Below are 19481 nucleotides of genomic sequence, written 5' to 3' on the forward strand. Positions count from 1 at the left end.
GCCGAGTTGCGCCAGCGCCTCGACCAGTTCAATGTCGAAGGCAAGCTGCTGGAGGCGCAGCGGCTGGAGCAGCGCACCAATTTCGATCTCGAGATGCTCGAGGCCACCGGCGTGTGCAACGGCATCGAGAACTACTCGCGCTACCTCTCCGGGCGCAATCCGGGCGAGCCACCGCCGACCTTCTTCGACTACCTGCCCAGCGACGCCCTGCTGTTCATCGACGAGAGCCACGTCAGCGTTCCCCAGGTGGGCGGCATGTACAAGGGCGACCGCTCGCGCAAGGAGACGCTGGTGGAGTACGGCTTTCGGCTGCCCTCGGCCCTGGACAACCGGCCGATGACGTTCGAGGAGTGGGAACGCATCTGTCCCCAGACCATCTTCGTCTCGGCCACGCCCGGGCCCTACGAGGCCGAGCACGCCGGCCAGGTGGTCGAGCAGGTGGTGCGCCCCACCGGTCTGCTGGACCCCGAGATCGAAGTGCGCCCGGCCTCCACCCAGGTGGATGATCTGCTCTCGGAGATCGGTCTGCGCACTGAGGTGGGTGAGCGGGTGCTGGTGACCACTCTGACCAAGCGCATGGCCGAGGACCTCACCGAGTACCTGGACGAGCACGGCGTGCGGGTGCGCTACCTGCACTCCGATATCGACACCGTGGAGCGGGTGGAGATCATCCGCGACCTGCGCCTTGGCAAATTCGATGTCCTGGTGGGGATCAACCTGCTGCGCGAGGGACTGGACATCCCCGAGGTGTCGCTGGTGGCGATCCTGGATGCCGACAAGGAGGGCTTCCTGCGCAACGAGCGCTCTTTGATCCAGACCATGGGCCGTGCCGCGCGCAACGCACACGGCAAGGCGATTCTCTACGGTGACCGGATCACCGACTCCATGCGCCGCGCCATGGAGGAGACCCAGCGCCGTCGCGACAAGCAGATCGCTCATAACGAGGCTCAAGGCATCACGCCGACCACGGTGACGCGTTCGGTGGCTGATATCATGGAAGCCGCCCAGACACCGGGCAAGAAGGGCAAGGGGCGCCGCGGCGAGCGCAAGGTGGCCGAACGAGAGGCCCTCTACGACCCTGCCGAATTGTCCCCCAGCGAGCTTCTGAAGGAGATCTCTCGAGCCGAGGATGGGATGCACGAGGCGGCGCAGAACCTGGAGTTCGAGGAAGCCGCTCGGTTGCGTGACCGTTTGCACGAGCTCAAGGAGCGCCAGCTGCTCCTGGGCTCCGTCTGACGGCACCCGCCATGCCGGAAGGCCCCGAAATTCGTCACGCCGCGTACCATCGCCCGCCGGTGTATCGACGACGCCTGGTTCGCCTTTCCCGAACTGGCTGGACAGGCCGCCTCGTTGATCGGACGCCAGGTCATCGAGAGCTGGGCCCAGGCACAGCTGCCCCTGCTTCGACGACGATCGCGTCTTCTATTCCATCTCTATTCCTGCTGCCAGGCAGCGGGCCTGATCGAGGGCCAAACCTTATACCGTTATCTATTGTGTAAAACACACCATCAAGTCCAACCTTTGGCGACACCAATATAGACAAGCGAAAGGGTAGGGTATAATGCCCGGCGTTCAAGCCCCGCCAATGCGCCCTTCGAGCGCTTCGACGCGGGCATGCCGACAATGCCAAGGAGCTCCTTGCCCATGACCGTGATTCGCCAGGACGATCTGATCCAGAGCGTCGCCGATGCCCTGCAGTACATCTCCTATTACCACCCCAAGGACTTCATTGACGCCATGGCGTCCGCCTACGAGCGCGAAGACAACCCGGCGGCCAAGGACGCCATCGCCCAGATCCTGATCAACTCGCGGATGTGTGCCTTCGGCAAGCGCCCGATCTGTCAGGACACCGGTATCGTCACCGTTTTCGTGCATGTCGGCATGAACGTGCGCTTCGAGGCCGACATGAGCCTCGACGACATGGTCAACGAGGGCGTACGCCGCGCCTACCAGCTGCCCGACAACGTGCTGCGCGCCTCGGTGCTGGCCGACCCGGATAGCGCCCGCAAGAACACCGGTGACAATACCCCGGCGGTCATTCACCACAAGCTGGTGCCCGGCGATACGGTCGAGGTGCATGTGGCGGCCAAGGGGGGCGGTAGCGAGGCGAAATCGAAGTTCGCCATGCTCAACCCCTCCGACAACGTCGCCGACTGGGTGATGGAGCAACTGCCGAAGATGGGCGCTGGCTGGTGCCCGCCCGGCATGCTCGGCATCGGCATTGGCGGCACCGCCGAAAAGGCCATGGAAATCGCCAAGGAGGCGCTGCTCGATCCCATCGACATCCAGGAGCTGCAGGCTCGTGGTGCCTCCAACCGGGCCGAGGAGCTGCGCCTTGAGCTCTTCGACAAGGTCAACAAGAGCGGCATCGGCGCCCAGGGTCTGGGTGGGCTGACCACAGTGCTCGACATCAAGGTCAAGGATTACCCGACCCACGCCGCCAACAAGCCAGTGGCGATCATCCCCAACTGTGCCGCCACACGTCACGCCCACTTCATCCTCGACGGCTCCGGTCCTGCGGCACTGCCGGTGCCGAAGCTCGAGGACTGGCCGGAGATCACCCGCGAGGCGGGAGACAACGTCAAGCGTGTCGACCTCGACAACGTGACGCCGGAAGAGGTGCGGACCTGGCAGCCCGGCGATACGCTGTTGCTGAACGGCAAGCTGCTCACCGGTCGCGATGCCGCGCACAAGCGCATGGTCGACATGATCGCCAAGGGCGAGCCGCTGCCCGTCGACATGAAGGGGCGCTTCATCTACTACGTGGGCCCGGTGGATCCAGTGCGTGACGAGGTGGTGGGACCGGCCGGCCCGACCACCGCGACCCGCATGGACAAGTTCACCCGCACCATGCTCGAGGAGACCGGCCTGCTGGGCATGGTCGGTAAAGCCGAGCGAGGCGAGGCGGCCATCGAGGCAATCCGCGATAATCACGCGGTCTACCTGATGGCCGTGGGTGGCTCTGCCTACCTGGTCGCCCAGGCGATCAAGAAGGCACACGTGGTGGGCTTCGAGGACCTGGGCATGGAAGCCATCTACGAGTTCGAGGTGGAGGACATGCCGGTGACCGTGGCGGTCGACAGTGCCGGCACCTCGGTGCACCAGACCGGCCCGGCCAAGTGGAAGGAAATTATCGCCAAGCGCGCCTGATCGTACCGAGCTGAGGACGGCCCCGCCAACTGGTGGGGCCGTCGCCGTTGGGGGTATGCTGCAGATGACTGTTTACTGGACGGCGCTGTCGTCCTCCCACGGAACGGGGATCCGACCATGACCTCCTGGCTGATCGGCCTGGCGATCTTCCTGATCTACCTGTTGGGCTTCATCTCGGCGGTGCTGGCCCTGATGTCCAGCCGCACCTCTCAGGGGGCGATCGCCTGGATCATCTCGCTGATTACCATGCCCTACGTGGCGGTACCGATCTACTGGATCTTCGGTCGGCCGCGCTTCTACGGCTATGTCTCGGCCCGCGGCGAGCGCGATACCGTGCTGCGCCGCCTGCTGGAACGCTACCGCGATCGCTTCGTCCCCTACCTGCCCGACGTCGGTGATGCGGACATCCATGCCGTGGAACAGCTGGCGATGATGCCGCTGACCTGCGGCAATCAAGCGGCATTGCTGATCGATGGCGAGGCGACCTTCGACAGCCTCTTCACCGGGATCGAGGCGGCCGAGGAGTACATCCTCATCCAGTTCTTCATCGTCCGCGACGATGCCCTGGGAATCGAGCTCAAGCATCGGCTGCAGCGGGCCGCCCACCGCGACGTGCGCATCTACTTTCTCTATGACGAGATCGGCAGTCGCGGGCTCGGCGACCGGTTCCTGCGTGACCTCTCCGAGGTCGGGGTGGAGGTCAGCGCCTTCCGCTCCTCCCGCGGATTCAAGCATCGCTTCCAGCTCAACTTCCGCAACCATCGAAAGGTTCTGGTGGTCGACGGCCGGGAAGGGTGGCTGGGTGGCTTCAACGTCGGCACTGAATATCTCGGCCACCACCCCCGCCATGGCCATTGGCGCGACACCCACCTCAAGCTCACCGGCCCCAGCGTGCTGGGGCTGCAAGAGGCCTTCTGGGAGGACTGGCATTGGGCTACCGGCGAGATGATCTCGCTGACCTGGACGCCCCGACCGAGCCCGGACGCCAACCAGAATGTGGTGATCGTGCCCTCCGGACCGGCAGACCCGCAGGAGACGGCGAGCCTGTTGGTGCAGCATGCGATTCACAGTGCCCGCCAACGCTTCTGGGTCACCAGCCCCTATTTCGTGCCCGACCAGGGGGTGCAGGATGCCCTGCGCCTGGCGGCGATGCGCGGCGTGGACGTGCGCATCATGATGCCCGAACGTCCCGATCACCTGCTGGTCTTTCTCTCCGCCTTCTCCTTCCTGCCCGACATGCTGCGTGCCGGTGTCAGGGTTTACCGTTACCAGCCGGGGTTCCTGCACCAGAAGGTCATGCTGATCGACGACAGCGCGGCCAGTGTCGGTACGGTCAACCTCGACAACCGCTCCTTCCGGCTCAACTTCGAGATCACCGCCGTGGTGCCCGACCCCCAGTTTGCCGCCGAAGTGCGACTGATGCTCGAGCATGACTTCACCGAGTGCCGTCGCGTGGCCCTGGAGGAGCTGACCCATCGCCCTCTGTGGCGCAAGCTGATGTCCCGGGCGGCCTATCTGCTCTCGCCCATCCAGTGATACGGCTTGGGTCCCTGGCGTCGCTGGGGTACATTAGCCGGCTTCGAAGGCTCCCCGGCGGGGCCATGCACGTAGACATCCTGGGGAGTTCTGGTGAATCTCGAGACCAAGTGGCTGGAAGACTTCGTCGCCCTGGCCAGTACACGCAGTTTCTCCGGCTCGGCTCGGCAGCGGCATGTCACCCAGCCGGCCTTCAGTCGACGCATTCGCTCCCTGGAGCAGGCCATCGGTGTGACGCTGGTCGACCGCTCGACCACCCCAGTAGACTTGACACCTGAAGGACAGCTGTTCCTGGTCACCGCCCGCAACATCGTCGAGCAACTCAACGAGAGTCTCGGCCATCTCCGTGGCCTGGCCATGGCCAACGAGGCGCTGGATATCGTCGCCGCCCACTCCCTGGCGCTGAGCTTCTATCCCCAGTGGATTTCCCGGCTGCAGCAGGGCCTGGGCGAACTGCCTACCCGGCTGGTGGCCATGAACGTGGGCGACGCGATCCATGTGCTGCGCGAGGGCAACTGCGATCTGATGCTGGCCTATTACGATCCCTATGCCAGCATGCAGCTCGATGCCGAGGTCTTTCCTTCCTTTTCCATTGGCCAGGTGAAGATGCTGCCGGTCTGCCTGCCGGACGCGCAGGGCAGGCCTCGCTTTTCCTTTGAAGGGCAGGAGTCGATTCCCTATCTGGCCTACACCCAGGGTGCCTTTCTGGGTCGCAGCGTGCGGATGCTGCTCAAGAACGACCCCTTGCGCATGCGCCTGAGGACCGTCTACGAGACGGCCATGGCCGAGGGCCTCAAGGGCATGGTGATGCAGGGCATGGGGATAGCCTGGATACCCGACTTCTGCATCCGACAGGAGCTCAAGGATGGGCGCCTGGTGCGGGCCGGTGACGAGCAGTGGGACGTGCCGCTGGAGATCCGTCTCTACCGCTGTTCTCTGGTGCACAAGCCGGGCGTCGAGAAGCTGTGGCGGCAGATGATGAAGCTGCCACGCGACTTCCTGCAGGCCTGATGGCGCCGCGCCTCTGCCGGATCCCCCTCACGGGTCAGGAGCGGTCAAAATCTGCCGGCAATCCCAGAAAATCCTGGATGATGAAGAAGTGATCCTCGAACAGGCTTTCGGGATCGAGGTCGGCCAGAGGGACCCAGCGCGCATGGTCACCGCCCTTGACCGGCCTGAGCTGGGGCAACTGCTGTTCGGGCCGCAGGGCGAAGTAGAAGGCCTCGGCCAGGGTGCGGCCCCGCCAACTGCGATGGGGCTCATCGAAAAGCCGCTGACCGCGTAGCGAACCCTTGAGCACGGCTTCGGGCACCTTGAGGCGTACCCTCTCGCGCAACTCCCTGAGGCAGGCGTCCATCAGGCGCTCATGGGGGCTGATGAAGCCGCCAGGCAGGGCATAGAGCCCCTTGCCAGGTGCCGCGGTTCGCTTGACCAGCAGCACGTGTCCAGATTGCACCACCACGGCATTGACGGTGACGAAGATCGGTGGGTATGGAGCCTGGGACCAGGCCAGTCGATACTGGTCGAGCAGATGTTGCTCCTCGACGAGCTGGTCGTAGGGCGCCTCCTCCAGAAAATCGCGTACTCGCTCCACCACGCCGGGCGGCAGATCATGAGCGGCATGAGTGCTCAGGTAGTCCTCTGCCGAGGAGGCCGAGCGGAACAGCCTCTCGCGGATCCGGCTGGCCGAGATGCCCTCCACCAGGGGCACGCTGACCGATTCCCACTGCGGGAACAGCGCAAGATAGTAGCTTGACTGGCCGCGACTGGCGCCGATCAGGCCGATGCGCGGCAGCCGGGCGTGCTCCGGACTGGCGATGTTGCGCACCTTGCGCTGCACGTCGCGCACCCAGACGTCGTTGTTGTAGAGGGCGTCGAGCAGCGGCACGATCTCCAGCCGGGCATTCTCCTCCTCCTCGAAGGCGCTGCGCAGCATGCGCAGGCGTTCCTCGTAGCGCCAGGGGTTGCGCAGCGAACGAGCCTGCCAGGCGGAGCCCACCAGCACGATGACTTGGTGCGCATGGCGCAGGGCCTCGCGGATCACCGCCAGGTGCCCCAGATGGGGAGGCTGGAAACGGCCGATGAACACCAAGCAATCGAAGTCGGCAGGGCTGTCGGTGTCCGGTCGTGCGGTCATGGGCACTCCTGGAGGGAGGGGGCAAGGTTAAGCGGAGCACATTATGGTCAGCCCCGCCGGTGGCTGCAAACCGGGGGTTCGGCGAACCCGGCTCCATTCGGGTATGCTCAAGGAAACGACAGGGACCTGAGGAACGGAATGATCAAGGCGAGCATGGCGAGCCTCAGGGAGGCGGGGCTGTTCTGGTGGCGAGTGGTGCGGGATGCGATGAAGCTCTGGCTGGAGCACAACGCGTTCAGCTCTGCCGGCTCGTTGGCCTTCTATACGCTCTTTTCCCTGGCGCCCACGATAATCATCGCCGTCACGGTGATTGGCGTGGTGCTCGGCGATGAAGCGGCCCAGGGACAGATCGTCGTCCAACTGCAGGGCACCATGGGTCAGGACGCCGCGGTTGCCATCGAGCAGGCGGTTTCCCAGTCGCGCATCGAGGAGTCTGGCCTGCTGCCGACCCTGCTCGGGGTGGGGGCGCTACTGGTCGGTGCCACTACCGTCTTTGCCCAGATGCAGTTCTCGCTGAATACCCTCTGGGGTGTGACGGCCAGGCCCAGCAGCAACAGTGCCCTCGCGTTCCTCAAGAACCGCCTACTGTCACTGACCGTGGTGCTGTCCATCGGCTTCATCCTGCTGGTTTCGCTGGTGTTGGGGGTGGTAATTCGGGCCATGCTCCAGGCGGCTGACGACTTGCTGCCTTTTGTCGGCCTGCTGACTACAGGGGCCGAGTTCCTGGTCTCGCTGGCGGTGATCGCGGCCCTCTTCGCGACCATCTTCAAGGTATTGCCGGATGTGGTGCTGCGCTGGCAGGACGTGCTGGTCGGCGCCGTGGTGACCGCCGTGCTGTTCACCATCGGCCGCTCGGGCATCGCCATCTACCTGGCCTACACGGCCATGGCCTCCACCTACGGCGCGGCCGGGTCGGTGGTGATGATCTTGCTGTGGGTCTACTACAGTTCGCTGATCCTGCTGTTCGGGGCCGCCTTCACCAAGTGCCATCTTCTGGCTTCAGGCAAGACGGTAGTGCCGCGAAATTCTGCAGTGCTGGTTCGCCGCGAGCTGCTGGAAGAGTGAGCAAGGCCCTTGATAATGGCCAAGAAAAGCGCCGCCCCCCCCACGTTGGCCAGGTAGTCCGGGGAGTAGAGGATGGCGCGGGCCGGGCATGGCGATCCTCGGCCGAGGAGGCCTTGTGGCCGTATGGCGTTCGGGAATCGTGAAAGACTAGGGCATCGGCGCTCAGACGGGAAGGCCCGCGGGCTGGTCGGGCGCCGGTCCTGCTGGTAGAAAGGATCACGCTATTGATCGCGACGGCAGAGGAGATGGCCATGGACAAGTGCTGCGCCAGGGCGCTGGTGACGGGCAAGGTGCAGGGGGTCTGGTATCGCCGGGCGACCCAGGAACAGGCCCTCAGGGCCGGGATCACCGGCCATGCGATCAACCTCCCGGACGGGCGGGTCGAGGTGCTGATGTGCGGCGAGCGCGAGGCGGTCAAGCGGCTCGCCGAGTGGCTCTGGAAGGGGCCGGACGGTGCCCGCGTCACTCATGTGGAGTTCGAGGTGATCGAGACCCACGCGCCGGACGAGTTCCACGTCGGCTAGCTAACAGGCGAGACCGGCACGTCTTGGAGCGCGTGCCGTGCCGGTGCCTTTCGGCCATCAGGCCAGGGTGTCGGCGATCCAGTTACTGACGGCCTTGCCGTCGACGCCCAGGCAGACCTCCACCAGCGGGGTGCGGGACCAGCGCGCCTCGCTGAAGCCGCGCCCCTCGGGGGCGAAGATCGTCTGGCCCTCGGCGTCACCGGATGTCGCCACGGTCAGATGGCCGTGGCCCGTGGTGAAGAGCTCCGGGCGCAGTAGCCAGGCCAGGGCGCAGCTGTCGTGCGGACAGCAGCCATCGATGCCCAGGCACTCCCGGTAGAAGTCCCGATAGAAGCCATAGCTGCCCGCCAGCACCTTGCCGAGTGCGCCCTGGCCAGCCTCGATACGAGCCACGTGCTCGCCGGTGAGCACGCAGCGATGGGTAACGTCGAGCCCCACGAGGGTCAGCGGCCAGCCGGCCGTGAGCACCCGGGCGGCGGCGTCCGGGTCGTTGAACATGTTGGCCTCGGCCAGCGGGGTGACGTTGCCACCCTCGCGGATCGAGCCTCCCATGATCACCACCCGCTTGACCGTCTCGGTGATGGCCGGGTCGAGCTGCAGGGCCGCGGCCAGGTTCCCCACCGGACCCACCGCGACCAGGGTGACCTCACCGGGGCGGGCATTCAGGGTGTCGACGATGAACTGAGCCGCGCCCCGGGGATCGGTCTTCCCTTTGACCGGCGGAAGTTCGATATCGCCCAGCCCGTTGATACCGTGAATATGAGCGGGCGGTGGGTGTCGCGCCTTGACCATCGGCGCCGCGGCGCCCTGAGCCACCGGGATGTCTCTCCCGGCCAGCTCGGAAAGCAGTAGGGCGTTATGGGTGGCCGTCTCCACGTCCACGTTGCCGTAGGTGGTGGTCAGGCCCAGCAGGTCGAGCGCGGGATGGCGTAGGGCAATGGCGATGGCCTGGGCGTCGTCGACGCCCGGGTCGGTGTCGAAGATGATCGGATGGGTCACGGTGCCTCGTCGTCGTGGCTGTCTCCTGGATGATGGCATGGCCGCTGGGCTCGTCGACCAGGCCGAATCGGTAGTGTGTGTGCAGCAAGCGAGTCTCCGCGCTCAGCCTTCCTGCCAGCCACGCAGGTTGTCGGCGGTGAGAGCCACGATGCGTTGCCGGGCCTCTGGCGTGATCCAGGCGTTGTGGGGCGTGACGATCAGGTTGAGCGGCTCGCCCAGGGCGTCGAGCAGCGAATGGCCCTCGCGGGGCGGCTCCACGGGCAGCACATCGACGCCGAGCCCGCCCAGCTGGCCTTGGCGCAGGGCCTCGAGCGCCGCCTCTTCGTCGATGATCCCGCCCCGGGCGCAATTGACCAGCAGGGTGTCGGGCTTGAGGTTGGCCAGCAGGGCAGCATCGACCAGGTGGCGAGTGGCCTCGGTGAGGGGGCAGTGCAGGCTGATAACGTCCGCCGCGGGCGCCAGGTCGCGCAGTCCCGGGCGGCTATCATGGGCCTCGTTGCCGGGGCGAGCGGCGAAGTCGACATGCATGCCGAAGGCCTGGGCCAGACGCGCTACCTTCGAGCCCAGCTCGCCCTGGCCGACGATAGCCAGTCGCTTGCCCTCGAGTTGCAGGGTCGTGTGCCCCATCAGGCAGAAGAAGGGGCTTTCATTCCAGCGTCCCTCGGCCACATCACGCTGATAGAGGGGCAGCCGGGTGGCCAGGGCCAGCATCAGCATCAGGGTGTGCTGGGCCACGCTGGCCGTGCCATAGGCCGTGACATTCTTCACGGTGATGCCCAGGCGGTTGGCCGCGGCCATGTCGATATTGTTGGTGCCGGTCGCCAGCACGCAGATCAGCTTGAGCGCGGGCAGGGCATCGAGGGTCTCGGCGTCGAGTACCACCTTGTTGACGATGGCCACCTCGGCACCGGCAAGTCGCTCGGCGACTTGGCCACGAGTACTCTGGTCATGCACGTCCAGGGTGTCGAGGTGCTGGCGGATCGGGGCCAGGTCGATATCGGGCCCCAGGCTGGCGGCGTCGAGAATGACGGCTTTCATGCAAATTTCCTTGTTTGATGCAGGCGAGTCGGGCAACAGGCCGCGGCAGGGGTGGGCCTTGCCCGGCGCGACAGGCTATAATAGCCGGCCTTCGAGGCAGGCTTGGATTTTCGGCGGGCCGGCCCTATATCATCATCGCACAACGCTAGCGCGAGGCGGTGAGCGCCCCTGCCCGTGCTTGACCCATGGGTAATGTCATTACATCGGGAGTGATCAAACCATGCCCATCTACGAATACGAGTGCAAGGCCTGCGGGAATCGCCTGGAAAAGCTTCAGAAGATCAGCGCCGAGCCGCTGAGGGACTGCCCGGCCTGCCAGGCAACGGAGCTTCAGCGGCTGGTCTCCGCGGCGGGCTTCCGGCTGGCCGGCGGTGGCTGGTACGAGACCGATTTCAAGACCGGCAGCAAGAAGAACCTGGCCGGCGGCAGCGAGGGCGGCCAGTCCGACAAGACGCCGAGCAAGGACGGGGCGGTGGCCTGAGTCGCCCGACGTTGCCTTTCACCAATTCATGTAACGGAACAGGATTTGACATGCGCAGCCATTATTGCGGCCAGCTGAACGAGACCCTGGTGGATCAGACGGTCACTCTGTGCGGCTGGGTCCATCGCCGCCGTGACCACGGGGGCGTGATCTTCCTCGACATGCGTGATCGCGATGGCATCGCCCAGGTCGTGGTCGACCCCGATACCGCCGAGGCCTTTGCCAACGCGGACAGTGCCCGTAACGAGTACGTGCTGCGCATCGTCGGCCGCGTCCGGCTGCGTCCAGAAGGCACCCAGAACGCCAAGATGCCCACCGGTCTGATCGAGGTGCTGGCCAGTGAGGTCGAGGTGCTGAACAGCGCTGTCACGCCGCCCTTCCAGCTCGATGAGCATGGCAAGGTCGGCGAGGAGGTGCGCCTCAAGCACCGTTACATTGACCTGCGCCGTCCGGAGATGGTCGACAAGCTGCGGCTGCGTTCGCGCATCACCCACAGCGTGCGTGCCTTCCTCGAGGGCCAGGGCTTTCTGGATATCGAGACCCCGGTTCTCACCCGCGCCACGCCGGAAGGGGCGCGTGACTATCTCGTCCCCAGTCGTACGCACCCGGGCAGCTTCTTTGCCCTGCCTCAGTCGCCGCAGCTGTTCAAGCAGCTGCTGATGGTGTCCGGTTTCGATCGCTACTACCAGATCGCCAAGTGCTTCCGTGACGAGGACCTGCGTGCCGATCGCCAGCCGGAATTCACCCAGATCGATCTCGAGGCGTCCTTCGTCACCGAGGACGATATCATGGCGATCACCGAGTCGATGGTGCGCCAGCTGTTTCAGGACGTGCTCGACGTTGAACTGCCGGTCTTCCCGCGCATGAGCTGGGACGAGGCGATGAGCCGCTATGGCTCCGACAAGCCGGACCTGCGCATTCCGTTGATGTTGACCGATGTCGATGACCTCATGAAGCAGGTCGACTTCAAGGTGTTCTCCGGACCCGCCAATGCCGAGGACGGCCGTGTGGCCGCGCTCAAGGTCCCGAATGGTGCCGGCCTGTCGCGCAAGGAGATCGACGAATACACCCGATTCGTCGGCATCTACGGCGCCAAGGGCCTGGCCTGGATCAAGGTCAACGATCGCAGCAAGGGTCTCGAAGGGCTGCAGTCGCCGATCGTCAAGTTCATGGAGAACGTGGTCGAGGAACTGCTTGACCGCATCGGTGCCGAGGATGGCGACCTGGTCTTCTTCGGGGCCGACAATGCGCGCATCGTCAATGAGGCGCTCGGTGCCCTGCGCGTCAAGCTCGGTGAGGATCTCAACCTGTATACGCGCGACTGGGCCCCGCTGTGGGTGGTCGACTTCCCGATGTTCGAGGACGACGGCAGCGCCCGCATGCAGGCCCTGCACCACCCCTTCACCGCGCCCGCCTGCGACGTGGAAACCCTCAAGGCTGATCCGGTGGCAGCGCTCTCGCGGGCCTACGACATGGTCCTCAACGGTACCGAGCTGGGCGGCGGCTCGATCCGTATTCACGACCGCGGCATGCAGAGTGCGGTGCTGGAAGTGCTCGGCATCGGCGAGGAGGAAGCTCGGGAAAAGTTCGGCTTCCTGCTCGACGCCCTGCAATATGGAGCACCACCCCATGGCGGCCTGGCCTTCGGCCTCGACCGCCTGGTGATGCTGATGACCGGTGCGCGCAGTATCCGCGAGGTGATCGCCTTCCCGAAAACCCAGAGCGCGGCCTGCCTGATGACCGATGCGCCCAGCGAGGTCGATGCCGAGCAGCTCAAGGAGCTCAACATCCGTCTGCGCCAGAAGGCCAAGGCGGAGACCGCCGGCGAGTGACGGCGATCCCAATCCGATGTCATTCCACCGGCGCCTCTGGGCGCCGGTGTCATGTTCAAGGCAAGGAGAGGTAAATGGCAGGCCATAGCAAGTGGGCCAATATCAAGCATCGCAAGGCGGCCCAGGACGCCAGGCGGGGCAAGATCTTCAACAAGCTGATCCGCGAGCTGAGCGTGGCCGCCCGTCAGGGTGGCGACGAGGCGGCCGACAATCCTCGGCTGCGCGCCGCCATCGACAAGGCGCTGGCCAACAACATGACCAAGGAGACCATCCAGCGGGCGGTAGACCGGGGAGCCGGCAACGCCGACGGCGACGCCATGGAAGAGTGCGTCTACGAGGGCTATGGTCCCGAGGGGGTGGCGGTGATGGTCGAGTGCATGACCGATAACCGCAATCGAACTGTCTCCGAAGTACGACATGCCTTCAACAAGCATGGCGGCAACCTCGGCACCACCGGCTCGGTGGCCTTCATGTTCCACCGTCAGGGCCGCCTGCTGCTGCCCGAGGGCGTCACCGAGGAGGCTGCCATCGAAGCCACTCTGGAGGCGGAACCCGAGGAGATCGAGGTCCATGAGGATGGCCGTCTCGAAGTGGTCACCACGCCTGAGTCCTTCTGGCGGGTGAAGGATGCTCTCGTCGAGGCGGGAATCGATCCCCAGCAGAGCGACGTTGGGCTGTATCCGGAAACCACCACGCCCATCGCAGACCCGGAACTCGCCACCCGGGTCCTCAAGCTGCTCGACATGCTCGAAGAGCTCGACGATGTCCAGAACGTCACCACCAACGCAGAATTCGCCGACGATGTCCTCGACCAGCTCGAATGAGTCCTGGGGATGCTGATCCTCGGTATCGACCCCGGCTCGCGGATCACCGGCTACGGGGTGCTGGACCTCACCACGCCCACGCCGCGCTACGTGACCAGCGGCTGCATTCGCATCCAGGCCGACGACCTGGCCCAGCGCCTCGCCCAGGTCTATGCCGGAGTCAGCGAGCTGATCGCGGTGCATGGCCCCGGGGAGTTCGCCATCGAGCAGGTGTTCATGTCGAAGAATGCCGACTCCGCCCTGAAGCTCGGCCAGGCCCGCGGCACGGCAATCGTCTGCGCCGCGAACCATGGCCTGCCGGTCAGCGAGTACGGCCCCCGCCAGATCAAGCAGGCAGTGGCCGGCAGCGGCAGCGCCGACAAGGCCCAGGTGCAGCACATGGTGACGGCGATCCTCGGCCTCTCGGCCACGCCCCAGGCGGATGCCGCTGACGCCCTGGCGATCGCACTCACCCATGCCCATGCCCGCCTGGGGCTGCTTCGTGAGGGGAGCTATGGCGGCCATCGCAGCCGGCGTAAGGGGGGATCCTGGCGTGACTACCGCCCATGACGCTGTCGCTGATGGGCGACGCAGCGCATTGTCGAACGCTGTTCCTGCGGGCTGGCATGCGGCACGGGCGAACAGTATAGTGGCCCGATGACGGTCCTGCGGGCCGTGATGGATTCCAACCCAAGGGAAAGCGACTTTCCATGATAGGACGCCTGCGAGGCACCCTGCTCGAGAAACAGCCCCCCTGGATGGTAGTGGAGGTGGCCGGTGTCGGTTACGAGCTGGAAGCTTCCATGACCACCCTGGTGGCCATGCCGGGCACCGGGGAGCCGGTATCGCTCTATACCCACCTCACCATCCGCGATGATGCCCACCTGCTCTATGGTTTCGCCCGGGAGCAGGAGCGGGCGCTCTTCCGCGCCCTGATCAAGGTCAATGGTATCGGCCCCAGGCTGGCCCTTGGCATCCTCTCCGGCATGGACGAGGAGGCCTTCGTGTGCTGTGTGATGGACAACGACGTCAAGGCGCTGACCCGGCTACCTGGGGTAGGCAAGAAGACCGCCGAGCGGCTGATCATCGAGATGCGTGACCGCTTCCCCCACTGGGAGCAACCGAATAACGTATCCTTCGACCCCCATGATGCCACAGGCAGCGTCGCATCCGGCGCCGCGGACCCCGTCGCCGATGCCGAGTCGGCCCTGGTCAGCTTGGGGTACAAGCCCGCCGAGGCGGCCCGCATGCTGGTCGGCCTCGAAGAGGCCGGTTCCACCGAAGCCATGATCAAGGCGGCGTTGACCCGCCGCCTCACGGGGTGACCTATGCCGCGTCCACGCTGCGACCTGACGCCGGAGGGCCGTCATGCTCGAGACTGATCGCTTGATCGCCGGTGACCCCCGTGACGGGGAGGGCGGCGTCGACCATGCCATCCGTCCCAAGCGACTGGTGGACTACATCGGCCAGCCGCGGGTGCGTGAGCAGCTCGACATCTTCATCAGCGCCGCCCGCGGTCGCGAGGAGAGCCTCGACCACACCCTGGTGTTCGGCCCGCCCGGGCTCGGCAAGACGACGCTGGCCAACATCGTGGCCGCCGAGATGGGGGTAGGGCTCAAGTCCACCTCGGGGCCGGTGCTCGAGCGGGCCGGTGACCTCGCCGCCATGCTCACCAACCTCCAGCCCGGCGACGTGCTCTTCATCGACGAGATCCACCGTCTGTCGTCGGTGGTGGAGGAGATTCTCTATCCCGCCATGGAGGACTTCCAGCTCGACATCGTCATCGGCGAAGGGCCGGCGGCGCGCTCGATCAAGCTCGACCTGCCCCCCTTCACCCTGGTGGGCGCCACCACCCGCGCGGGCCTCTTGACTTCGCCACTGCGCGACCGCTTCGGCATCGTCCAGCGCCTGGAGTTCTACAGCATCGACGAGCTCACCGAGATCGTCGTGCGCTCTGCTCGGCTGTTGGGGGTCGAGAGCGACCTGGAAGGCGCCCGGGAGGTTGCACGCCGCTCTCGGGGCACCCCGCGCATTGCCAATCGACTGCTGCGCCGGGTGCGCGACTTCGCGCAAGTGCGTGCCCAGGGCCACGTGGATGCAGAAATCGCCGACCTGGCCTTGAACATGCTCCATGTCGACCACCACGGTCTCGATCACATGGACCGGCGCCTGCTGCTGGCGATGATCGAGAAGTTCGACGGCGGCCCGGTGGGGATCGACTCCCTGGCCGCGGCGATCGGCGAGGAGCGCGATACCATCGAGGACGTTATCGAACCCTACCTGATCCAGCAGGGTCTGATGATGCGCACCGCCCGTGGCCGGATGGTGACCCGTCAGGCCTGGGAACACTTCGACATGGCGCCCCACGAGCGGGCGCCCCGCTAGCGGACTCCCTACTCCCGTGATGACTGACCAAGACCGACGAGGATGCCTGTGAACGACTCCCTGTCCATACCCCACCTGATCATGAACGCCAGCGGCGTGGTGCAGGTGGTGATGTTGATCCTGATGATCGCCTCCATCCTCTCCTGGGTGGTGATCTTCCAGCGCACCTTCATGATGCGCCGGGCGCGCAAGGCACACCGGGCCTTCGAGGACCGCTTCTGGTCCGGCGTCGACCTCAACGAGCTCTATCGCAATACGCCCGCCGAGCAGGAGACTCAGGGGGCCGAGCACGTCTTCCGTGCCGGCTTCCGCGAGTTCAACCGCCTGTTGGCCAAGACCCGCAGCCCCCAGGCGATCCTCGAGGGCGTACAGCGCAGCATGCGCGTGGCCTGGTCACGCGAGGAGGACCGCCTCACCCTGCACCTGGTGTTCCTGGCCACGGTCGCCTCTGCCAGCCCCTACATCGGGCTGTTCGGGACTGTCTGGGGCATCATGGGCTCCTTCCAGTCCCTCTCCATGGCCCAGCAGGCAACCCTGGCTACCGTGGCTCCCTGGATCGCGGAGGCCCTGATCGCCACCGCCATGGGACTGTTCGCGGCGATTCCCGCGGTGATCTTCTACAACCGGCTTTCTGCCGAGTCCGGGCGCCTGCTGGGCAAGTACGAGGACTTCGCCGAGGAGTTCCATTCCATCCTGCATCGCAACCTGCAGGGCCGGACCGACCCCGGCGCCGACTGAAGGAGAGGCCGTCATGTTAGGACCCTTCAATCGTGGCGGGCGCCGCAAGCCCATGGGCGAGATCAACGTCGTGCCCTTCATCGACGTCATGCTGGTGCTGCTGGTGATCTTCATGATCACCGCGCCCATGCTCACCCAGGGCGTGCAGGTCGACCTGCCCCAGGTCAGTTCCGAACCCATCGAGGATACCGAGGATCGCGAGCCGGTCATCGTCTCGGTGGACCGTGACGGCCAGTACTACATCGCTCTGGGTGAGGACGAGACGCCGGTCAGCCTGGACGAGGTGAGCGAGCGGGTGATCATTCTGCTGGAACGTCAGCCGGGCACTCCGGTAATGGTGCGTGGGGACCGTAATGTCCCCTACGGCCAGGTGGTGACGTTGATGAGCACCTTGCAGACCGCAGGGGTGACCAATGTCGGGCTGATCTCGGAACCGCCCCCGGTGGACCGTTGAGGAGCCCACATGGCCAGACATGACCGACGCGTGGGCTATGGTCTGCCACTGGTACTCGCCATCGCCCTGCACCTGGCGATCCTGGTAGCCACCGTGATTCGCTTTCCCGAGCGGGAGACCGAGCCGCCGAGCACCACTATCGTCCAGGCGACCCTCGTCAGTACCGAGACCACCACGGATCAGGCCCAGCGAGCCGAGGAGACGCGTTCCCGGAGGACGGCTCGTCAAGCCGAAGAGGAAGACGCGTTACGTGCCGAGGAAGAGGCCACTCGCGAGGCAGAAGTTGAGGCTGCCAAGGAAGCCGAACGCCAGCGCCTGGCGGAAGCCGAGGCCCGCGAGGAGGCCCGCCGGGCGGCCGAAGAGGAGGCCGCACGCCGCGCCGAGCAAGCCGAACAGCAGGCTCGTGAACGCGAGGAAGCGGCCAAGCGTCGCCGTCAGGCCGAAGCTGAACGTCAGCGTCAGGCCGAAGCGGAAGCCGAGCGCCAGCGCCAGGCCGAAGCGGAAGCCGAGCGTCAGCGTCAGGCCGAAGCGGAAGCCGAGCGCCAGCGCCAGGCCGAAGCAGACGCCGAGCGTCAGCGTCAGGCCGAAGCAGAAGCCGAGCGCCAGCGTCAGGCCGAAGCAGAAGCCGAACGTCAGCGTCAGGCCGAGGCCCGGCGGGCCGCCGAGGCGGCCAACCAGAGCCTGGATCGTGCCATCGAGGGTGAAGCCGACAACGTGGCTAATGCCCGCCAAGCCACCGAAGCCGCCAACAGCTTCATCAACCTGGTGCGCCGGGCGGTGGAGCAGGCCTGGGTGATTCCGCCCAACGTGCCCGACGGGGCAAGCGCCGAGATATCGGTACAACTGGGCCCCTCGGGGGAGCTTTTCGAGGCTACCATTGGTCAGAGCAGTGGCAACAGTGCCTTCGACCGTTCCGCGATCCAGGCCGTGAAGGCCGCCGCACCCTTCGCCGAGTTGCGCGAGTTGCCGGCATCGGCCCAGCGCGACTACCGTCAATTCAACCTGCGATTCCGACCGGGGGATATTCGCTGATGAACGTTCTGAAGACCACCTGGCTGGGTACCATGCTGATGCTGTTCACCAGCCTGGCCCAGGCCGCCGACCTGACCATCGAGATCACCCGTGGCAGTGATCGTGCCACGCCCATCGCGATCGTGCCCTTTGCCGACGGCGACGTCATGCCCCAGGACATGGCCCAGATCGTTTCCGATGACCTGGAACGCAGCGGCTACTTCGAGCCGCTGGAACGTCGCGCCATGTTCGAGCGACCCGCCTCGAGCGACGAGGTTCGCTACGGCAACTGGCGTGCCCTGGACATTCGCTACCTGGTGGCGGGGAAGATCAGCCGCGAGGGAGATCAGTATCGCATCCTGTACGAGCTGATGGACGTCAGCGGCGAGAGCCGCATGCTCGCCGAGAGCGTGACGGCCGGCCGCGAGGGGCTGCGCGACGCCGCGCACTACATCAGCGACCAGATCTTCGAGGAGATCACCGATATCCGCGGGGCCTTCTCGACCCGCATTGCCTACGTGACCTCCAGCGGCATTGGCGACGACACCCAGTATGCCCTCCACGTGGCCGATGCCGATGGGCGCAACAGCCAGCAGATTCTCTCGTCCGACGAGCCGATCATGTCGCCGGCCTGGTCACCGGATGGCGACAAGCTGGCCTATGTCTCCTTCGAGACCGAACGCCCGGCCATCTACGTCCAGGAGATCGCGTCCGGCCGGCGGGTGCGGGCCACCGCCTTCGAGGGGCTGAACAGCGCCCCCACCTGGTCACCGGACGGCCGCCGCCTGGCGATGACGCTCTCCAAGGATGGCCAGCCGGAGATCTACGTGATGGACATCGATTCTCGGGATGTCCAGCGCGTCACCCACAGCTCCAGCATCGAGACTGAGCCCGCCTGGTCGCCAGATGGTCGCAGCCTGCTGTTTACCTCGGATCGCAGCGGGGGGCCGCAGATCTATCGCCTCGACCTGGGCAGCGGCGAGGAGGAGCGTCTCACCTTCACCGGCAACTACAATGCCCGGGCGCGCTTCGCGCCGGACGGCGAGGCGATCTTCCTGATCCATCGCGGCAGCAACGGCTACCAGGTCGCGCGCCAAGACCTGGAAAGCGGCCGTCTGGTGGCCCTGAGCGACACCGGTCAGGCGGAATCGCCCAGTGTCGCGCCCAATGGCACCATGGTAATCTTCGCCACCCAGCAGGGCGGCAACGGCGTGCTGGGCGGGGTCTCCGCCGATGGGCGCGCCTCTTTCCGGCTGCCGGCGGCGCAGGGTGATGTACGCGAACCCGCGTGGTCACCGTTTCTGAATTGATGTATCCAACAAGGAGTT

The 19481-nt window shown here is 65.6% G+C and carries 19 protein-coding genes; 16 read left to right on the plus strand and 3 right to left on the minus strand.

Features of this window, described 5'->3' with window-relative positions:
- The 4 genes from RI841_RS00940 to RI841_RS00955 all read left to right on the plus strand — a co-directional run.
- The coding region (locus RI841_RS00940) for a helicase-related protein (protein WP_310703655.1) at nucleotides 1–1236 on the plus strand (1236 nt) is incomplete at its 5' end.
- 408 nt (nucleotides 1237–1644) lie between these two features.
- Nucleotides 1645–3150 (plus strand): fumarate hydratase, encoded by a 1506-nt coding sequence (locus tag RI841_RS00945; protein ID WP_310703656.1) that lies wholly within the window; start codon nucleotides 1645–1647, stop codon nucleotides 3148–3150.
- A 117-nt stretch (nucleotides 3151–3267) separates the two neighbouring features.
- Complete coding sequence (gene cls / locus RI841_RS00950; RefSeq protein WP_310703657.1) at nucleotides 3268–4686, plus strand: cardiolipin synthase; 1419 nt, start codon at nucleotides 3268–3270, stop codon at nucleotides 4684–4686.
- Nucleotides 4687–4779: 93 nt separating this feature from the next.
- A complete protein-coding gene (locus RI841_RS00955; protein ID WP_310703658.1) occupies nucleotides 4780–5697 on the plus strand; it encodes a LysR substrate-binding domain-containing protein in 918 nt (305 codons plus the stop codon).
- Between the two features lie 34 nt (nucleotides 5698–5731).
- Here RI841_RS00955 and RI841_RS00960 read toward each other — a convergent pair whose 3' ends face one another.
- Nucleotides 5732–6823, minus strand: coding sequence for a bifunctional nicotinamide-nucleotide adenylyltransferase/Nudix hydroxylase (locus tag RI841_RS00960; protein ID WP_310703660.1), 1092 nt, complete (start codon nucleotides 6821–6823; stop codon nucleotides 5732–5734).
- Between the two features lie 138 nt (nucleotides 6824–6961).
- Between RI841_RS00960 and RI841_RS00965 the strand changes: the two genes are divergently transcribed.
- Both RI841_RS00965 and RI841_RS00970 read left to right on the plus strand, forming a co-directional pair.
- Entirely contained in the window at nucleotides 6962–7888 is a 927-nt protein-coding gene (locus tag RI841_RS00965; protein ID WP_310703661.1) for a YihY/virulence factor BrkB family protein, read from the plus strand.
- A 251-nt stretch (nucleotides 7889–8139) separates the two neighbouring features.
- Nucleotides 8140–8412, plus strand: a complete 273-nt coding sequence (locus tag RI841_RS00970) for an acylphosphatase (protein WP_310703662.1) — start codon at nucleotides 8140–8142, stop codon at nucleotides 8410–8412.
- A gap of 57 nt (nucleotides 8413–8469) precedes the next feature.
- Here the strand turns inward: RI841_RS00970 and RI841_RS00975 are convergent, their stop codons facing one another.
- Nucleotides 8470–9411 (minus strand): nucleoside hydrolase, encoded by a 942-nt coding sequence (locus RI841_RS00975; protein WP_310703663.1) that lies wholly within the window; start codon nucleotides 9409–9411, stop codon nucleotides 8470–8472.
- 102 nt (nucleotides 9412–9513) lie between these two features.
- Nucleotides 9514–10449, minus strand: coding sequence for a D-2-hydroxyacid dehydrogenase (locus RI841_RS00980; RefSeq protein ID WP_310703665.1), 936 nt, complete (start codon nucleotides 10447–10449; stop codon nucleotides 9514–9516).
- 220 nt (nucleotides 10450–10669) lie between these two features.
- Between RI841_RS00980 and RI841_RS00985 the strand changes: the two genes are divergently transcribed.
- From RI841_RS00985 to tolB, 10 genes are all read left to right on the plus strand, one after another.
- Nucleotides 10670–10930: a zinc ribbon domain-containing protein gene (locus tag RI841_RS00985; protein WP_310703666.1), complete on the plus strand. Its 261-nt coding sequence runs from the start codon at nucleotides 10670–10672 to the stop codon at nucleotides 10928–10930.
- A 50-nt stretch (nucleotides 10931–10980) separates the two neighbouring features.
- Nucleotides 10981–12762, plus strand: a complete 1782-nt coding sequence (gene aspS / locus RI841_RS00990) for an aspartate--tRNA ligase (RefSeq protein WP_310703667.1) — start codon at nucleotides 10981–10983, stop codon at nucleotides 12760–12762.
- 74 nt (nucleotides 12763–12836) lie between these two features.
- A complete protein-coding gene (locus RI841_RS00995; protein ID WP_310703668.1) occupies nucleotides 12837–13586 on the plus strand; it encodes a YebC/PmpR family DNA-binding transcriptional regulator in 750 nt (249 codons plus the stop codon).
- Between the two features lie 9 nt (nucleotides 13587–13595).
- Nucleotides 13596–14135 carry a crossover junction endodeoxyribonuclease RuvC gene (gene ruvC, locus RI841_RS01000; protein ID WP_310703669.1) on the plus strand — a complete coding sequence of 180 codons (540 nt, stop codon included), beginning with the start codon at nucleotides 13596–13598 and terminating at the stop codon, nucleotides 14133–14135.
- A 140-nt stretch (nucleotides 14136–14275) separates the two neighbouring features.
- On the plus strand, nucleotides 14276–14890 hold the full coding sequence (ruvA, locus tag RI841_RS01005; protein WP_310703670.1) for a Holliday junction branch migration protein RuvA: 615 nt from the start codon (nucleotides 14276–14278) through the stop codon (nucleotides 14888–14890).
- A gap of 43 nt (nucleotides 14891–14933) precedes the next feature.
- Nucleotides 14934–15950 carry a Holliday junction branch migration DNA helicase RuvB gene (gene ruvB, locus RI841_RS01010; protein ID WP_310703672.1) on the plus strand — a complete coding sequence of 339 codons (1017 nt, stop codon included), beginning with the start codon at nucleotides 14934–14936 and terminating at the stop codon, nucleotides 15948–15950.
- 42 nt (nucleotides 15951–15992) lie between these two features.
- Nucleotides 15993–16688: a protein TolQ gene (tolQ, locus tag RI841_RS01015; RefSeq protein WP_405000891.1), complete on the plus strand. Its 696-nt coding sequence runs from the start codon at nucleotides 15993–15995 to the stop codon at nucleotides 16686–16688.
- Nucleotides 16689–16701: 13 nt separating this feature from the next.
- Nucleotides 16702–17142, plus strand: a complete 441-nt coding sequence (gene tolR, locus RI841_RS01020; protein WP_310703674.1) for a protein TolR — start codon at nucleotides 16702–16704, stop codon at nucleotides 17140–17142.
- Between the two features lie 9 nt (nucleotides 17143–17151).
- Nucleotides 17152–18174 (plus strand): cell envelope integrity protein TolA, encoded by a 1023-nt coding sequence (tolA, locus tag RI841_RS01025; protein WP_310703675.1) that lies wholly within the window; start codon nucleotides 17152–17154, stop codon nucleotides 18172–18174.
- Nucleotides 18174–19463: a Tol-Pal system beta propeller repeat protein TolB gene (gene tolB / locus RI841_RS01030; RefSeq protein WP_310703676.1), complete on the plus strand. Its 1290-nt coding sequence runs from the start codon at nucleotides 18174–18176 to the stop codon at nucleotides 19461–19463. Before tolA ends, tolB begins: the two co-directional genes overlap by 1 nt.
- Nucleotides 19464–19481 lie beyond the last annotated feature (18 nt).

Origin of the sequence: Halomonas sp. (assembly GCF_031581305.1) — a bacterium.
Classification (GTDB): domain Bacteria; phylum Pseudomonadota; class Gammaproteobacteria; order Pseudomonadales; family Halomonadaceae; genus Halomonas.

Excerpts from the sequence above, each read along its gene's own strand:
- ruvC (WP_310703669.1), top strand. The coding sequence starts at position 13,596 with ATGCTGATCCTCGGTATCGACCCCGGCTCGCGGATCACCGGCTACGGG.
- RI841_RS00960 (WP_310703660.1), bottom strand. The coding sequence starts at position 6,823 with ATGACCGCACGACCGGACACCGACAGCCCTGCCGACTTCGATTGCTTG.
- tolR (WP_310703674.1), top strand. The coding sequence starts at position 16,702 with ATGTTAGGACCCTTCAATCGTGGCGGGCGCCGCAAGCCCATGGGCGAG.
- RI841_RS00970 (WP_310703662.1), top strand. The coding sequence starts at position 8,140 with ATGGACAAGTGCTGCGCCAGGGCGCTGGTGACGGGCAAGGTGCAGGGG.
- RI841_RS00995 (WP_310703668.1), top strand. The coding sequence starts at position 12,837 with ATGGCAGGCCATAGCAAGTGGGCCAATATCAAGCATCGCAAGGCGGCC.
- tolB (WP_310703676.1), top strand. The coding sequence starts at position 18,174 with ATGAACGTTCTGAAGACCACCTGGCTGGGTACCATGCTGATGCTGTTC.
- tolQ (WP_405000891.1), top strand. The coding sequence starts at position 15,993 with ATGCCTGTGAACGACTCCCTGTCCATACCCCACCTGATCATGAACGCC.
- RI841_RS00945 (WP_310703656.1), top strand. The coding sequence starts at position 1,645 with ATGACCGTGATTCGCCAGGACGATCTGATCCAGAGCGTCGCCGATGCC.
- aspS (WP_310703667.1), top strand. The coding sequence starts at position 10,981 with ATGCGCAGCCATTATTGCGGCCAGCTGAACGAGACCCTGGTGGATCAG.
- RI841_RS00985 (WP_310703666.1), top strand. The coding sequence starts at position 10,670 with ATGCCCATCTACGAATACGAGTGCAAGGCCTGCGGGAATCGCCTGGAA.
- RI841_RS00965 (WP_310703661.1), top strand. The coding sequence starts at position 6,962 with ATGATCAAGGCGAGCATGGCGAGCCTCAGGGAGGCGGGGCTGTTCTGG.
- ruvB (WP_310703672.1), top strand. The coding sequence starts at position 14,934 with ATGCTCGAGACTGATCGCTTGATCGCCGGTGACCCCCGTGACGGGGAG.
- tolA (WP_310703675.1), top strand. The coding sequence starts at position 17,152 with ATGGCCAGACATGACCGACGCGTGGGCTATGGTCTGCCACTGGTACTC.
- ruvA (WP_310703670.1), top strand. The coding sequence starts at position 14,276 with ATGATAGGACGCCTGCGAGGCACCCTGCTCGAGAAACAGCCCCCCTGG.
- cls (WP_310703657.1), top strand. The coding sequence starts at position 3,268 with ATGACCTCCTGGCTGATCGGCCTGGCGATCTTCCTGATCTACCTGTTG.
- RI841_RS00980 (WP_310703665.1), bottom strand. The coding sequence starts at position 10,449 with ATGAAAGCCGTCATTCTCGACGCCGCCAGCCTGGGGCCCGATATCGAC.